The organism is Nocardioides sp. CF8, from assembly GCF_000389985.1.
Lineage (GTDB): Bacteria > Actinomycetota > Actinomycetes > Propionibacteriales > Nocardioidaceae > Nocardioides > Nocardioides allogilvus.
In genome coordinates this window covers 1,012,088-1,028,257 of the sequence record NZ_CM001852.1, presented here as the reverse complement: position 1 = coordinate 1,028,257, position 16,170 = coordinate 1,012,088, and the positions used below count along the sequence as shown (strand labels likewise).

12 protein-coding genes and 1 tRNA gene are annotated in these 16,170 nt (G+C 70.6%); 4 read left to right on the top strand and 9 right to left on the bottom strand.

Annotated elements, in window-relative coordinates; translation table 11 throughout:
* Positions 1–61 precede the first annotated feature (61 nt).
* Entirely contained in the window at positions 62–553 is a 492-nt protein-coding gene (locus CF8_RS05085; protein WP_010832063.1) for a MarR family winged helix-turn-helix transcriptional regulator, read from the top strand.
* A gap of 290 nt (positions 554–843) precedes the next feature.
* On the opposite strand, the gene ettA is transcribed toward CF8_RS05085, so the two are convergent.
* The 5 genes from ettA to CF8_RS05060 form a co-directional block, all read right to left on the bottom strand.
* Positions 844–2,526, bottom strand: a complete 1,683-nt coding sequence (gene ettA / locus CF8_RS05080; protein WP_036490279.1) for an energy-dependent translational throttle protein EttA — start codon at positions 2,524–2,526, stop codon at positions 844–846.
* Positions 2,527–2,693: 167 nt separating this feature from the next.
* The gene (locus CF8_RS20695; protein ID WP_010832061.1) at positions 2,694–3,236 is read right to left on the bottom strand and encodes a single-stranded DNA-binding protein; all 543 of its coding nucleotides are present in this window, start codon (positions 3,234–3,236) and stop codon (positions 2,694–2,696) included.
* A gap of 152 nt (positions 3,237–3,388) precedes the next feature.
* The gene (locus CF8_RS05070; RefSeq protein ID WP_010832060.1) at positions 3,389–5,044 is read right to left on the bottom strand and encodes a YfjP family GTPase; all 1,656 of its coding nucleotides are present in this window, start codon (positions 5,042–5,044) and stop codon (positions 3,389–3,391) included.
* Positions 5,045–5,101: 57 nt separating this feature from the next.
* A complete protein-coding gene (locus CF8_RS05065; RefSeq protein ID WP_010832059.1) occupies positions 5,102–6,883 on the bottom strand; it encodes a dynamin family protein in 1,782 nt (593 codons plus the stop codon).
* Entirely contained in the window at positions 6,880–7,998 is a 1,119-nt protein-coding gene (locus tag CF8_RS05060) for a PrsW family intramembrane metalloprotease (RefSeq protein WP_010832058.1), read from the bottom strand. Before CF8_RS05060 ends, CF8_RS05065 begins: the two co-directional genes overlap by 4 nt.
* A gap of 62 nt (positions 7,999–8,060) precedes the next feature.
* Between CF8_RS05060 and CF8_RS05055 the strand changes: the two genes are divergently transcribed.
* Entirely contained in the window at positions 8,061–9,431 is a 1,371-nt protein-coding gene (locus CF8_RS05055) for an aminopeptidase P family protein (RefSeq protein WP_036492243.1), read from the top strand.
* A complete protein-coding gene (gene rlmC, locus CF8_RS05050; protein WP_232211579.1) occupies positions 9,410–10,531 on the top strand; it encodes a 23S rRNA (uracil(747)-C(5))-methyltransferase RlmC in 1,122 nt (373 codons plus the stop codon). Before CF8_RS05055 ends, rlmC begins: the two co-directional genes overlap by 22 nt.
* A 19-nt stretch (positions 10,532–10,550) precedes the next feature.
* Here rlmC and CF8_RS05045 read toward each other — a convergent pair.
* Positions 10,551–10,624 (bottom strand) — tRNA-Arg (locus CF8_RS05045).
* Between the two features lie 221 nt (positions 10,625–10,845).
* Between CF8_RS05045 and CF8_RS05040 the strand changes: the two genes are divergently transcribed.
* A complete protein-coding gene (locus CF8_RS05040) occupies positions 10,846–11,400 on the top strand; it encodes a group I intron-associated PD-(D/E)XK endonuclease (protein ID WP_010832055.1) in 555 nt (184 codons plus the stop codon).
* A 3-nt stretch (positions 11,401–11,403) separates the two neighbouring features.
* On the opposite strand, the gene CF8_RS05035 is transcribed toward CF8_RS05040, so the two are convergent.
* From CF8_RS05035 to CF8_RS05025, 3 genes are read right to left on the bottom strand one after another with little or no spacing between them, the layout of a single operon-like run.
* A complete protein-coding gene (locus CF8_RS05035) occupies positions 11,404–12,816 on the bottom strand; it encodes a wax ester/triacylglycerol synthase domain-containing protein (protein WP_156887154.1) in 1,413 nt (470 codons plus the stop codon).
* Positions 12,813–14,237 (bottom strand): HAD-IB family hydrolase, encoded by a 1,425-nt coding sequence (locus tag CF8_RS05030; RefSeq protein WP_010832053.1) that lies wholly within the window; start codon positions 14,235–14,237, stop codon positions 12,813–12,815. Before CF8_RS05030 ends, CF8_RS05035 begins: the two co-directional genes overlap by 4 nt.
* Positions 14,234–16,117, bottom strand: a complete 1,884-nt coding sequence (locus CF8_RS05025) for a lysophospholipid acyltransferase (RefSeq protein WP_010832052.1) — start codon at positions 16,115–16,117, stop codon at positions 14,234–14,236. Before CF8_RS05025 ends, CF8_RS05030 begins: the two co-directional genes overlap by 4 nt.
* Positions 16,118–16,170 lie beyond the last annotated feature (53 nt).

Sequence of the window (16,170 nt, the reverse complement as noted above, 5' to 3'; positions counted from 1 at the left end):
GATACCCTCGTGGACACCACTGTTCCGTCGGAGCAGCGGCCACCACGGGAGAACAACGCACATGAGCACCTCGTCTCGGACACCACGCTGGCTCGACGAAGGCCAACAGCGGTCCTGGCGCGCGCTCGTCATCGGCACCACGCTGCTGATGGACCGTCTCGACGACGACCTGCGCCGCACCTTCAACATCTCGCTCACCGAGTACGAGATCCTCGTGCGGCTCTCGGAGCGTCCCGGGCGCAGCATGCGGATGGCCCAGCTCGCTGACGCGCTGGCCCACTCCCGCAGCCGCGTGACCCACACCGTCGACCGGATGGAGAAGGCCGGGCTCATCGTCCGCGGCACCACCCCCGAGGACGGCCGGGGCATCGTCGCGACGATGACCGACCAGGGCCTCCGGGTGCTCGAGGAGGCTGCGCCCGTCCACGTCGAGGGCGTGCGCTCCTACCTCGTCGACGTCGCCGACCCGGCCGACTTCGCCGCCCTCGGTCGGACGATGGACGCCGTCACCGACCAGCTCATCGCCGGACACCCGGAGATGGAGATCCGCTGACGTTCGCCCCGCCCGGCGGGGTTCGTCGGCGCCGTACGACTCTCACCGACCAGCGGTGAGTCAGCCACATTCCGTACGGCGATCTTGTGGCTGTGCCACCGCCGGCCGGCGCGTCGCCGTACGACCCACCCCTGGGCGGTGCGTCAGCCACATCTCGCGACCAGAAAATGTGGCTCAGTCACCGCTCGGGCACGGGCCGGCCGAGAAATTGAGATGGTCCGTGACGGACGGGCCCTCGAACCTCGTGGTCCGGGGTCCGTTCGTCACGGACCATCGACAAGGTTGTGCGATCAGTCGCGCGTGAGCCGGCGGTGGGTCACGCGGTGCGGGCGGGCGGCGTCGGCGCCGAGGCGCTCGATCTTGTTCTCCTCGTAGGAGGCGAAGTTGCCCTCGAACCAGAACCAGCGCGCGGGGTCCTCGTCGTCGCCCTCCCACGCCAGGATGTGGGTGGCCACCCGGTCGAGGAACCACCGGTCGTGGGAGGTCACGACGGCGCAGCCCGGGAAGTCGAGCAGCGCGTCCTCGAGCGAGGACAGGGTCTCGACGTCGAGGTCGTTGGTGGGCTCGTCGAGGAGCAGCATGTTGCCGCCCATCTTCAGCGTCAGCGCGAGGTTGAGGCGGTTGCGCTCACCACCGGACAGCACGCCGGCCTTCTTCTGCTGGTCGGGGCCCTTGAAGCCGAACGAGGCGACGTAGGCCCGTGAGTTCATCTCGAAGTTGGCGACCTTGATGAAGTCGAGCCCGTCGGAGACGACCTCCCAGACGTTCTTGTTGGGGTCGATGCCGCCGCGGCTCTGGTCGACGTAGGAGATCTTCACCGTCTGGCCGACCTTGAGCTCGCCCTCGTCGGGCTGCTCCTCACCGGTGATCATCCGGAACAGCGTGGTCTTGCCGACGCCGTTGGGGCCGATGACGCCGACGATGCCGGCGCGCGGCAGCGAGAAGTTCAGGTCGTGCATGAGGGTGCGTCCCTCGAAGCCCTTGCCGAGGTCGTTGGCCTCGAGCACGATGTCGCCGAGGCGGGGACCGGCCGGGATGTTGATCTCCGAGGTGTCGATCTTGCGCATCCGGTCGGCCTCGTTGGCCATCTCCTCGTAGCGCGCCAGTCGCGACTTGCTCTTCGTCTGGCGGGCCTTGGCGTTGGAGCGCACCCACTCGAGCTCGCGCTCGAGGACCTTGGCGCGCTTGGCGTCCTTCTGGCCCTCGATCTTGAGGCGGCTCTGCTTGGTCTCGAGGTAGGTCGTGTAGTTGCCCTCGTAGGGGTGGGCCTGGCCGCGGTCGAGCTCGAGGATCCAGGAGGCCACGTTGTCGAGGAAGTAGCGGTCGTGGGTCACGGCCAGGACGGCGCCGGGGTAGGACGCGAGGTGACCCTCGAGCCACTGCACCGACTCGGCGTCGAGGTGGTTGGTGGGCTCGTCGAGGAGCAGCAGGCTGGGCTGCTGGAGCAGCAGCTTGCAGAGCGCCACGCGGCGGCGCTCACCACCGGAGAGGTTGTCGACGAGGACGTCCGGCGGCGGGCAGCGCAGCGCGTCCATGGCCTGGTCCAGGCGGCTGTCGAGGTCCCACGCGCTGGCGTGGTCGAGATCGGTCTGCAGGTCGCCCATCTCGGCGAGCAGTGTGTCGAAGTCGGCGTCGGGGTCGCCCATCAGCTCGGAGATCTCGTTGTAGCGGTCGAGCTTGCCCTTGATCTCGCCGACGGCCTCCTCGACGTTCTGCAGGACGGTCTTGCCCTCGCTCAGCGGCGGCTCCTGCTGGAGCATGCCGACCGTCGCGCCGGGATCGAGGATCGCGTCGCCGTTGTTGGCCTTGTCGAGGCCCGCCATGATCTTGAGCAACGACGACTTGCCCGTGCCGTTGGGGCCGACGACACCGATCTTGGCGCCGTGCAGGAAGGAGAGGGTGACGTTGTCGAGGACGACCTTGTCACCGTGGGCCTTGCGCACGTTGCGCAGGGTAAAAACGTATTCAGCCATGGCCCCGAGCCTACGGGGCACGGGGCGCCGGCCGACAACCGGCAGACCTCCGGGCCCGCGGGACGATCGTGTGGATCTGCTGCCACCTGCTGACACCAGATCCACACGGTCGGTGGACTCATCGCTGACGACACCCGGGCGATGCTCGCGACCCGACCACCGCGGCGTCAGGCAGCGTCCGCTTCGGGCACGGATGCGACGGCGGGCGCGTCGGTGGGCGCGTCGGTGGGCGCGTCGGTGGCGAATGCCGGCACCGGCTCGCCCAGCGGCACCGACCAGGGGTCGGCGGACTGCCCGTCGCGAGGTTCGAAGGGGTCTCCCCCGGGCGCCGCAGCGGTCTCGACCGCCGGGGGCCGGGCCGGCTTGGTGAACACGGCGGTGCCCCGCGACAGGTCGTGGCCCACCGAGCTGGCGGTGATGACCAGCTGGGTGTTGGTGGTGCCGTCCTCCTTGGTCCACACGTCGGCCTCGAGCCGCCCGTGCACCACCACCGGGTCGCCGCGCTTGATCGAGGCGAACGTATTGTCAGCCAGCCTGCGCCAGGCGCGGATGGAGTACCACGTGGTGGCCCCGTCCTCCCACTGGTTGTTGCGGAACCGGCGCGACGTGGTCGCCACGCGGAAGTTGGCGACGGGGGTGCCGCCGCCGACCTCGCGCAACGAGACGTCGGAGCCGACCCAGCCGGCGAGCGTGATGTAGGTGTCGTTCATGGGGAGTGCCTTCCTCGCTGTCGAGGACGGCGTGTCCGCCCTCGACGCCAAGACTGCGGCGAGGCACGGACAACGACACGGCGGCGTACGAGATCTTGTGGACAACCCGGACGGGTCACCCGCCTGTGGATGCCCAGTGGCCCGCGAGGGGCCTACTTGAGCGCGATCGCCAGGCCGTCGCGCATCGAGGAGTACGCCGCCAGCTCGGCCTGCACCGGTTGCACGACGAGCTCCTCGGAGACCGAGGTGATCGCGTCGCGCAGCCGCTTGTCGGCGGAGCGTCCGCGGCGTCGCGCCGTCAGCGACACGAGCACCCGGCACACGAGGGCGAGCAGCACCCCGAGCCCTATCCCGCCCAGCAGCAACAGGGTGGGGATCGGGAAGCCGCGCAGGTCCGGGGTCGGGGGCTCGGGCAGTCGGGCGTAGGAGCCGAAGGCCAGAAGCGCCAGCCACCCGCCACCGACGACGGCGGCGATGATGAGCAACCACTGCAGCAGCCGCACGAGGCCGGCCCACCACGGGATCTTGTCCGCGCCCAGGTCGGTCGCGGCCACGGCGCGGTCGAGCCGGTCGCCCAGGTCGGGCAGCCGCGAGATCGAGGCCTTGCGGATCGAGGTCACCCAGGGCTGGCCCATGCCGTCGGAGACCTGGTCGGCGAGCGCCCGCACCTCGGTGTCGACGCGGGCCTTCTGCACACCGGTGGCCTTGGGCACGGAGGTGCGGGCCGCGCCGGTGAGCTGCTTGCCGGCGGAGCCGAGGTCGAGGTGGAGCCGCTTCAGCGGGTCGGGCTTGAGGCGGGAGAACCAGGCCGTCACCGGCCAGCCGGTGGCCCGGTTGGCGCGGATGCGGGTGGAGTCCTCGACGGCCTTGACGACGGTCGGCACACCTGCGGCGTCGGCGAACGCGTCGTCGAGCGCCGCGATCCGCTCCGAGGACAGCGAGCGCACCTTGGCGTTGCCCGACACCTCCTGCAGTCGCTCCGCGGCAGCACGCACGTCGGCGCCCAGCCGGGCGCGCGTGGCCTTCTTCTCGGCCACGCGCTTGGCGATCTGCTTCTTCAGCTCGTCGATCCCCCAGCCGTGGCGGGCACTGATGGGCAGCACCGGCACGCCGGCCAGGCCGTCGGCCTCCAGCAGGCGGCGGACGTCGGCGACCATGCCGTCACGACGCGCCTCGGGGACGGTGTCGATGTGGTTGAGGACGACCAGCATCACGTCCTTGTGGGACGCGAGCGGCGCGAGGTAGCGGTCGTGGATCGCGGCGTCGGCGTACTTCTGCGGGTCGAGGACCCAGACGAACATGTCGGCGAGCCGCACCAGCCGGTCGACCTCGAGGTGGTGGGAGACCTCGGTCGAGTCGTGGTCGGGCAGGTCGAGGAGCACGACACCCGCGAGGGCGTTGTCCTCCTTGCCGGTGGAGAGCATCGAGTCGCGGGTCACCTGGTGGCGAGGCGGGATGCCGAGCCACTCCAGGAGCTCCTCGGCGCCGTCGCGACCCCACACGCACGCGGTCGCCCACGAGGTCGTGGGCCGGCGGACGCCGACCGCCGACAGCTCGAGCTCGCTCAGCGCGTTGAAGGTCGAGGACTTGCCCGAGCCCGTGGCGCCGGCGAGCGCAACCACGGTGTGCTCGGCCGACAGCTTCAACCGGCCGGCGGCGCGGTCGACGACAGAACGGGCATCGTCGATGATCGCGGAGTCGACGCGCCCTTCAGCGCTGTCGACCGCCTGTTCGAGACCCTGGACACGGGCCCCGATCTCAGAGCTCCGCGAGACGAGCTTCTTGGCCCCCTCGAGCAAGGACGTCATGGTCTCCCTCGGACAAACAGCGGTGGGTCGGTGCACATCGGAAGTGCTGGCCCCACCCTATGCGTCAGGAGCCTCGACGTTGTTCGTGCCACCCTTGGCAGCGAAACGAAGATCATCGACGCGTCGCGATGCGGACCGCAGCTTCTCGGGTGCTTCGGGCGAGATCTCGAGGCTCTCGAGCAGGTCGAGGTAGCGCTGGCGCTCGCTGCCGAGCAGCTCGGCGACCTTGCTCTCGAGGTCGCGACGGGCGCGCTCGGCGAGGGCACGGACGGCCTGGTCGCCGAAGACGGCCTCGAGCAGCTTCTGCCCCAGGACCGCCGAACCGCCGGCGATGCCGGCCTCTGCGCCGGTCACACCGGCCGTGTGGGCGAAGACGACGACCATCAGCGCGACCGAGAGCCCGTTGACGCCGAACGCCAGGAAGCGCGCGGTCGAGCGCTTGTCCGCGCCCTCGCTGCGGACCATGTCGAGCACGTCCGACTGCCAGTCGCGTACGGCGCGCTCCGCCCGACGACGGAAGTCGCGCGAGGCACGGCCGAGGTCCTCGCCGGCATCGGCGAGCAGGATCTGGCCGGAGGCCAGGGACTGCCACGACGCCTCGGCCCGCTCGGCGGCGGCCTCGGCGTGCTCGAGGATCAGCGTCTCGAGGCCGGACTCGACCGCGACGGTGACCCGCTCGGCCTGCTGCGGCTTGCCCTTGACCGCGTTGACGACCCGGTCGCGCAGCCAGCCGACGCGCGTCTCGAGCGACTTCAGCAGCTCGCCCGTGCCGACGAACTCCTGCCAGCGGGCGAGCACCTCGCCCCGCAGCAGGGTGCCGTCGGCGGAGGCTTCGGAGATCTCGGCCACCGCCTGGTCGTAGGCCTTGTTGGCGTCGTCTCGCAGGCGACGTACGGCATCGACCTGCTCCGTGGCCGCGTCGGCGACGGAGTGGGTGCGCCGGGCGAGGGTGCGGATGGCGCCGTCGAGCGTCTGCTTCACCACGGCGGAGCGGGCCTCGGCGTCAGCGGCCAGGGACTCGAGCCAACCCCGGATCGCGGCGACGGACTCGGGCGGCAGCAGCCCGTCGTCGTTGACGTTGCCCTCGGTCACGGTGAACAGCGGGGAGTCCTTGAGGCCACGGCTCGCGAGCATGCGCGCGAGGTGGGTCGAGACCGTCTCCACGGCGTCCGGGGGGGTGCGGTCGAGGACGATCGCGACGGCGGCCGAACGGTCAGCGGCCTTGCGCAGGAAGTCCCACGGCACCTGGTCGGCGTAGCGGGCGGCGGAGGTCACGAACAGCCAGAGGTCGGCAGCCGCGAGCAGCTGCGCGGCCAGGGTGCGGTTGCGCTCCTCCACCGAGTCGATGTCGGGCGCGTCGAGGATCGCCAGACCGGCCGGAACGGCCTCGGAGGCGACGAGCTGCAGCGCGTCGGGGTCGTTGGTCGACTTGGTGACGCGCTCGAGCTCGGGGAGGAGCCGGTCCTGGCCGAACCACTCCGCATCGGCCGGGTTGTGCACCAGGACGGGCGAGCGGGTGGTCGGGCGCAGCACGCCCGGCTGGGTGACGCGCTTGCCGACCAGCGAGTTGACGAGCGTCGACTTGCCGGCGCCGGTCGAGCCGCCGACCACGGTCAGCAGCGGCGCGTCGATCGTCATCAGGCGAGGGATGACGTAGTCCTCGAGCTGGTCGACCATCTCGCGCTGGGCGTCGCGGTTGGCGAGCGCACTGGGCAGCTCCAGCGGGAGGCGCACCTCTTGCAGGGCACTGCGCATGCGCACCAGCGCGGTGAGCATCTGGGTGCTCTCGGCGCTCGGCCCCTCGTTCTGGCCTGCGTCCTTGCTCTCGAGCTCAGTCATCGGGTGGGAACCACCTGTCCGGGGAAGGAGATGTAGGGCCTGACAGCGTTGAGGGCAACGACATGTTCCTGGCCCCTCTCGGCGAAGTCGTGCGGGGCGGTGCCGCGAAGGTAGCGGTGGTGCAGGTAGGCCAGCTCGATGGCGGCAGCCTGGTATTCGCGCATGGCCCGCTCGGCCTGCGCTCCCCCGGACTGCTTGGCGAAGAGACGGGCCCGGCGCCGGGCGCGGAGGTCCACGAGCCACGGGATGTCGGTGGCCGGCAGCAGTCCGCGCCGGGAGGCGTCGTCCAGCGCGGCCGCCATCATCCCCTTCTCGGAGCGACGGCGATACAGCGCGAAGGCGATGAGACCGAAGAACGCCGGCAGCATCATCGTGCCGTAGACCAGGAAGAAGTTGTCCGGTCCGCCCAGGGTCGAGGAGTTCCACAGCGAGTGGGCGAGGACGGCGAGGACATAGCCGCCGAGCGGAGCGAGTAGGCGGACGGCGGGGCTGCGCGAGGTCACCGCGAGCCCGACACCGATCCCGATGAAGGCCGTGAACAGCGGGTGCGCGAAGGGGCTCAGCAGGCAGCGAATGATGAACGTGCCGGTGAGGGCCTCGGTGCCGCCGGGGCCCAGACCGTCCGTGCCGTTGTAGGCCGCCGCGAGATAGAGGATGTTCTCGGTGAACGCGAAGCCGATGCCGACCATGCCGGCATAGACGATGCCGTCGAGGATGCCGTCGAGCTCGTGTCGTCGCCACCACAGGAGCAGCACCAGGAACGCGCCCTTCGTCGCCTCTTCGGTCACCGGCGCCAGAAAGGACAGGCTCTGCTCGTTGGTCGCGCCGCCTGCCAGGCCGATGCCCTGGAAGACCAGGGCCGCGGCGGTCGCCACGAAGGCGCCCCACAGCAGCCCGCCGACGAGCAGCGAGCGGGGCTCGGGCTCGTAGCGGTCCAGCCACATGAAGCAGCCGACCAGAGGACCGACGGGCAGTGCGGCCAGCACGGTGGCCAGGATCAGCGAACCGGGCGCGCCCGCGACCGCGATCACCGCAGCCATCACGACGGCGCCGAGGAGCACGAGGCCTGTCACGATCACGGTGAACGCAACGCTGTCGCGACGACGTCTGGGCATGCCGGGAAGCCTAGCCCGATTCGACCCTGCGACTCGTTTCCGCCCGGCGTACAGTGACCGGCGTGAGCGACGACACGACTCCTGAGACCACCGAGCCGAAGACCGAGTCCCACGATCCCGCCGTCCCCGAGGCCTATGCCGCGTTCATGCGCACCGGCTGGGGAGAGCGCGAGCTCGACCTTCCCAAGCACCCCGTCGCGGAGTACGCCGAGGCGCGCCGCGCCAGGCTCGCCGAGGCGTTCCCGGGTGAGCGCCTGGTGCTACCCGCCGGCACCTACAAGGTCCGCGCCAACGACACCGACTACCGCTTCCGCCCGGACACGGCGCACACCTACTTCACCGGCAACCAGACCTCGGACGCGGTGCTGGTGCTCGAGGACGGTGACGCAGTTCTCTACGCACGTCCGCGCGCGACGCGCGACACCGATGAGTTCTTCCGCGATCGGCAGTACGGCGAGCTGTGGGCCGGACGTCGTCCCTCGTCCCAGGAGATCAGCGACTCCCTCGGCATCGAGGTGCGCCACGTCAAGGACCTCCCGTCGTTCGACGACGACCGCAAGACCCGCGACATCACCACGGACGAGGAGCTCGCGCGCGTCGCCTCCGAGCTCCGGCTGGTCAAGGACGAGTGGGAGGTCGGCGAGCTGCAGGAGGCGTGCGACATCACCACCCTCGGCTTCGAGGACTCGGTCCGTGAGTGGGACCGCGTGCTGGAGTTCGGCGAGCGTTGGGTCGAGGGCACGTTCTTCCGCCGGGCCCGCGCGATGGGCAACGACATCGGCTACGACTCGATCGTGGGCGGAGGGTCACACGCGACCACGCTGCACTGGATCGAGAACACCGGCCCGATCACGCCCGGTGAGCTGGTGCTGCTCGACATGGGCGTCGAGGGCACCAACCTCTACACCGCCGACGTCACCCGCACGATCCCCGTCGACGGTCGCTTCACCCCGCTCCAGCGCGACCTCTATGACCTGGTCTTCAACGCCCAGCAGGCCGGCATCGAGGCCGTTCGCCCGGGCGTGCCGTTCCTGGCCGCCCACCACGCCGCGATGGAGGTCCTGGCCCACGGCCTCTCCGACCTCGGGCTGCTCCCGGTTTCGGCGGAGGAGGCGCTCGACCCCGAGTCGAAGCTCTATGCGCGGTGGACCCTGCACGGCACGTCACACATGCTCGGCATGGACGTCCACGACTGCGGTCGCGCGTCGGCCGACGTCTACCCCAAGGGCGACCTCGCCGAGGGCATGGTCCTCACCGTCGAGCCGGGCCTCTACTTCCAGGCCGACGACCTGCTCGTCCCCGAGGAGCTGCGCGGCATCGGCATCCGGATCGAGGACGACATCCTCGTGACCGCCGACGGCTGGCGCAACCTCTCCGCCGCCCTCCCTCGCACCTCCTCGGAGGTCGAGGAGTGGATGGGCTCGCTGCGCTAGTGGAGTGCCACCACTTCGACGCCTTCCGATGTCGCTCGTGCTCGCTGCTGGAGATCGCGCGACCGCAGCAGCTCACTGACAAGGAGGCGCACGCCCGATCGCTCGTGCCTGCGCCGACCTGGCTGCCGACGATCGCCGGGCCCGACGCGGGCTTCCGCAACAAGGCCAAGATGGCGGTCGGCGGCACGGCCGCCGCCCCGACGCTCGGCATCCTCGATCGCGCCCACCACGGCGTCGACCTGCGCGACTGCGGGCTGCACTCCCCCGGCCTCACCGCCGCGCTGGACGTGGTGGCCGCGTTCATCACGAAGGCCGACTTGGCGCCGTACGACGTCACCGAGCGCAGCGGCGAGCTCAAGCACGTCCTGCTCACGGAGTCGCCCGACGGCGAGCTGATGCTGCGGTTCGTCGTGCGATCGACCGCCGACGAGTCGCGCATCCGCAAGCACCTGCCGTGGCTGCTGGCGACCCTGCCCGCGCTGCGGGTCGTCTCGCTCAACGTGCAGCCGTCGCACGCCGCCGTGCTCGAGGGCGAGCGCGAGATCGTGCTGACGACCGAGACCGCGCTGCCGATGCGGCTGGAGGGGCTCGACCTCGCGCTGCGGCCGCAAGGGTTCTTCCAGACCAACACCCACGTCGCGGCCGCGCTCTACGCCCAGGCCCGCGCGTGGACCTCCGCGATCGGTCCCGCGTCGGTCTGGGACCTCTACTGCGGCGTCGGCGGCTTCGCCCTGTCCTGTACGGCGCCCGGCCGGTCGGTCATCGGCGTCGAGCTGTCCGCCGAGGCGGTCGCGGCGGCGTCGGCGACGGCTCCCCCGGGCGTGTCCTTCGTGGCCGGCGACGCCACCGCGTGGGCGCTCGCGCAGCCGGTGGCTCCGGAGCTGGTGGTCGTGAACCCGCCCCGACGCGGCATCGGGCCCGACCTGTCCGGCTGGCTCGAGGCGTCGGACACCCGACACGTCATCTACTCGTCCTGCAACGCCATCACCCTGGCCGAGGACCTGGCCCGGATGCCGTCCCTGCGACCCGTCGAGGCGCGGGTGCTCGACATGTTCCCGCACACGACGCACTACGAAGTGATCGTGCTGCTCGCCCGCTGACGGAGCAGCCGGCACTCTGCGCCCCCGGCAGGACTCGAACCTGCGGCCCAGTCATTAGAAGTGACTCGCTCTATCCAGCTGAGCTACGGGGGCGGAGGATCAGGAGGACACAGGGACGACCCGTCGTGGTCCCCCCGGTGCTCTTCTGGTCCATGGCCGAGTATGCCGTAGCGATCACGCCGAGCCGGAAACACCCTGGTGTCTTTCCCGGCGGAGAGAGTCGACGGGTGGCGACCCGAGAACTGTCGGTGGCTGCCCGTACGGTCGCGGAAAAGGAGCGACCATGAAGAGACTCGATCGACGATCCCGGCACCTTGCACACAGCCTCCCGTCTGCGAGACAACACCTCGATCGCCGAGGCCGAGACCTCGTCATTGCCGGATCAGAAGCCTGACGAAGGACAGCAGACGATGGCAATGCACCACACCAAGGACAAGGGTGATCTCGGGACTGCGAAGGCACACGCCGATCTCGTCGGACTTGGTTTCACTGTCCTATTTCCCGCCACCGAGCACGCGGCGTTCGATCTGGTTGCGTATCGCGACGGGACGTTCCACCGGGTCCAGGTCAAGTACCGTTCCGCGCGCTCCGGCACGATCTCGGTCCAGTTCCGCTCGGTGTGGGCTGATCGCAACGGCACGCACATGAAGCCGTCGGACAAGGCCGAGGTGGACGTGCTGTGCATCTACTGTCCCCAGACCGATAGCTGCTACTACCTGCGCCCGACGGACTTCCGACGGTCCGTGACCTTGCGCCTGGTCCCGAGCAAGAACGGGCAGCAGCGTGGCGTGCTCCCCATCGCTGCGTTCCGGGCCTTCCCCACGAACGAGACCTCGTTGGCCCATGACGCCGCACCCGTGAGCAGCTAGCGCTCACCCCACGACCGAGGTGACCTCGAGCAGCCCCTCGTTCATGCACTCCATGAACTGGTCCAGGTCCGTGATCGCGTCACCGTCGATGTTCAGCCCGATGCAGCACGTGCCGTCGTGCGAGATCAGCCCCGCCATCACCGCCACCCCCGGCAGCGGGCCGAACGGGAAGACCCGCTCGACGCGGGCGCCGGCCATGTAGACGGGGTGGGGCACGCCGGGCATGTTCGACGCCGAGAGCTCGGCGGCGCTGCCGACCAGGTTGAAGGCGATCTGGCCGACCTTCGACGGCACCCGGTTGAGCAGCGGCGCGATCAGTGAGAGCGTGTCGAGCGCGGGCTCGACGCGCAGGGTCAGCACGATCCCGCGCAGCACTGCGATCCGCTCGACCGGGTCCTCGATCCCGATCGGTGCGGCGAAGTAGGCGCCGGCGAACTTGTTGCCGCCCATGGGGTCGTCGGACTTGCGCATGCTCACCGGCATCACCATCGACAGGTCCTCGATGTCGACGCCGTTGCGCTGGTGGTAGCGCCGCAATCCACCGAGCAGCGCCGCGACGTAGGCGTCGTTCAGCGACCCGCGCGCCAGCTTCGCGGCGGCCTTCAGGTCCGCCAGCTCGCACTCCATGACCTGGAAGCGCCAGGCGGTCCCGCGTCGGTCCGCCAGCAGCGGGGAAGGCGTCGCCGGGGGCGGCGAGAGCGTACGGCGCAGCGAGCTGCCGTAGCGCACGGCCTCGCCGAGCGCGTTGGACCGTCCGGTCAGCACCCGGGCACCACCGGCGACGGCGCGCCCGGCCAGGCCGGGCAGCCGGCGCACGTTCTCCGCGATCACGGTCGTGGTGAGGTCCAGCTGGTTGGCGGGATGGGCCGACGCGCGCGGCTCCGCCCGCGGCTTGTCCGCGGTGTGCTCCCGGGTCCGGCTCTGGACCAGCGACATCAGCTGGATGCCGCCGAGCCCGTCGGTGAGCGAGTGGTGCAGCTTGAGGAGATAGGCCGCGCGCCCACCCTCCAGCCCCTCGACCAGCGTGCCTTCCCACAGCGGGCGGGTGCGGTCGAACGGCGCCAGCCCCTGGGTCTGGGCGAACTCCAGCAGGTGCGCCATCGTTCCCTCGCCGGGCAGGCGCGTGCGACGGACGTGGTAGTCGAGCTGGAAGGCCTCGTCGGGCACCCAGGCCGGCGGTCCCACCGGGAGCAGCGGGTCCAGGACGCGTTGGCGACAGCGCGGGACGAGCTCGGTCGCCCACTCGTGGGCGGCCAGGAACCGGTCCCAGTCGGGCGAGGTGTCGAAGAGCATCAACGAGCAGATCGTCGACGACAGCCGCGGGTGGTTCTCCGAGCGCCACATCAGCGCCTCGATCTCGTTCATCCGGTCCTCGGTGCCCCAGGAGGCTGCGAGGTCCCACATCTGTTCGGTCACGACGGCCACTTCTCCAAGGTGTCGACGAAGAGCTGGCGCACCTCGGTGACGATGGTGTTGAGGTTGTCGGGCGTCCAGTCGCTCGTGTCGATGGGCTCGAGCGCGCAGACGTCGACGGTGCCGGGACGGACCACGCTGGCCCGCGGCGCGAGCAGCTCACCGGCGTTGCGGAACACGACCGGGACCACCGGCACCCCTGCCTGCATCGCCATGTGGAAGGCGCCCTTCTTGAACGCCCCCGGCTCCGGAGTGGGCATCCGCGTGCCCTCCGGGAAGATCATGATCGAGGTCCCCGACCGGATGCGCCGGGTGAGCCGGTCGAGGGCTTCTCGCGACTGCCCCGAGTTGGACCGGTCGATGAAGACCGGGTCGAGGAAGAGCGAGGCGGCGAGCATCCGCGGGTCGAGCCTCGCCTCCGCCTTGGACACTCCCGTGACGTCGCGCCGCAGCAGCGAGCCCATGATCACCGGGTCGAGGCTGCTGCGGTGGTTGCCGATGAAGATCGCCGGCCGGGCCTTCCAGAGGTTCTCCTCGCCGATGACGTTGAGCTTGACGCCGGACAGGGCCAGCGCGAGGTCGCACGCGAGCGGGATGCCGACGTTGGTGCCGGCCCGCTTGTCGCGGCGTACGGCGCCGAGGACCGCGCCGGTGACGAGGCCGGCGTTGAGCCCGCCGACCGCACCGAGAGTGCCGAGCGCCGATCGCACACCCGCACGCAGCGGCTCGTGCATGTCGAGGACCGGCCAGCCCTGCAGCTTCGCGGTCTCCCGCAGCGCCCGCCCGGGCGCGATCGGGTGGGGGCGCCCGGTGCTGGCCAGGAACGCCACGTCCTCGTCCCCGTTGGCGTAGCCGTAGCTCTGGTGCAGGTCGATGTCGTGCTCGCGCGCGAAGCGGCGTACGGCCTGGGCCTTCGGCTCGCCCCAGAGGAACTTGCCGACCACGCGTCCGGTCAGCACCCCGTCCTCGATCTCGAGCTCGGTGCAGAGGATGTCGTCGATGCCGAGCTCGCGGGCAACCGGCCCGGTCTGGAACCGGGTGGCCGCGGAGGCGAGCACCACGACGTGTCCCATCCGCTGGTGGGCCTTGACGATGGCGCGGGCCTGCGGCCGGATGGTGCCGGCGATCTTCTGGACGAAGAGTCGCTCACCCATCTCCTGCATCGTGTCCTCGAGGTGGCCGCGCAGGGCGCTGAGCCCGAGGTCCCCGGCGCGCGTCGGGTCGCCACCGAGGGTGCCATCGACCGCGGTCAGCACCAGCCTGGCGAGGTCGCCCGCACCGACCTGACGCTTGCGGACCTGGTCACGCAGGATGTGCGTCGCCGTGAACCCGTGCACCAGCGTGCCGTCGAGGTCGAAGAACGCCGCGATGCCCGGGCCCCGGGGCCCGGCCTCGATCTCCGCGATCAGGTCGTCGGGATTCACGCCCGGCCCGCCCGGTGGAACTCCGCGATCGTGTCGACGCGGGCCGTCGTCATGGCGATCTCGTCGGCGAACGCGTGGCGCAGCTTGTCGAGGTCGGGGGTCTCGCTGTCGAGGAGTCCGCGGTGGTCGGCGAGGCGCAGCGCGGTCCGGAACAGCTCGAGGGTCACCGACTCGTCGCTGGTGATGCGGCCCTGGAGCGCCCACTGCTGCCCGACGGCAATGCAGTCGTCGAGGAACTCCGGCTCGCTGAAGGGCACGTCGAGGTCGGCCAGCCGGTCGGCCACGACGTGGTAGGCGTCGAGGAACGGGCGCAGCACGAGGTGTGCGACGTGGGGCCGCGTGGTCGCCAGCCTCGCCCGCAGCTCGGCCGTGTCGGCCTTCCTGCGATCGCGCGTCGGGTCCGCGACGCCGCGCAGCTCCGCGACGATGTCGGCGCCGAACTCGTGCCGTCCCGAGAAGAAGAAGTCGAACTTCAACAGCTCGCGCAGCCGCAGCGCCTCCGCCTCGGCGACGGCGACGATGTCGCCGGAGTCGCTCTCCGCCGCCGCGAGCAGGGCGAGCTCGCCGATCGCGCGGTCGACGAAGACGTGGATCGCGGTGTTCCGGTAGAACGCCGCCACCAGGTGCTTGTCCGGCGCGATGTGCCACACCGTCTCGGTACCGCCGTCGTAGGCCACGAGCACCCCCGACGCGACCAGCTCCTGCAGCGTGCGCCGCAGCGTCTCGCGCTCCTTGAGGTTGAACGCCCCCGCGACCCGCCAGCCCCGCTCGGCGAGGTAGTCCGCGATCGGCGCGACGGTCGCCTGCACCTGCGCCAGCGAGAGCGCTCGGTCCTCGCCGAGGATCGCCATGCTGACGATGGCGGTCGCGGTCACCGGGGTGGCCCGGTTGATGCGGTGACACGACTCCAAGGCGATCCGCTCGATGGCGTACGGCGCCGCCGACTCGTCCGCATGCAGCTCGGCCATCCGCGCGGCCAGCGAGATCGGCTCGCCGAAGTCGACGTAGGCCCGGCCGAGGCGGTGCCGCTGCTCGCGGGCGAACTTGTAGAGCCAGCGGAGGTCCTCGGGCCGCTTCTGCGCACCCTTGGCCTCGGAGGTCATCATCGAGACCTCGTGCAGCTGGTCGTAGACGATCGACACGGGCACGATCAGGGCGTCGACCCCGTCGGCCTCGCACACCGCGTCGGCGACGTACCGCATGATGCCGAAGGCCGGCGGACGGAGCTTGCCGGTGCGGGTCCGGCCGCCCTCGATCGACCACGCGAGGTTGGAGCGGTTCTTGAGGAGCTGGGCGATGTAGGAGCGGAGCGCCTGCCGGTAGACCGGGATGTCGGAGGTGCTGCGCTTGATGAAGATGACCCCGGAGCGGCTGGCGATCGAGCCCATCGGGAAGAAGTTGAGGTTGGCCCCGCCGAAGGTGAAGGGCGTCGACATCCGCCCCGAGGCGACGACCTCGGGGACGAGCGCACCGTCGAGGTAGGACCGGTGGGAGAAGAGGAAGAGCAGCGAGTGCTGCCGGTCGAGGGCCCGCAACCGGGCGATCGAGTCCTCGTCGATGTAGACGTCGTGTGCGCGCGCGAGCCACTGCGAGAAGCGACGGAAGGCCGCGCCAGTGCCGGCGCTGTGGGTGGCCGACATCTCGCGCAGGTGAGCCCCTGCCTCGGCGCCGACCTGGCGCTTGGGCCGGCCGAGGTCCTCGGCCAGCGAGGCGAGCTTCTCCCCGAACGCCTCGTCGGCCAGGATCTGCGCCACCTCGTGCCCGTCCGCCGGATCGGGTGACGCCAGCCCGACCCGGGTGGTGAGCGGAGCCAGCAGCTGCTTGCCGCGGCCCTTGGCCCGGGTGACCGCGGATCCGGTGCGTGGTGCCTGGTGCGTCATTACCGGAGTCTCGAAGGCCCGGGCACTCTGGTCAAGGGCCCGTCCACGCAACA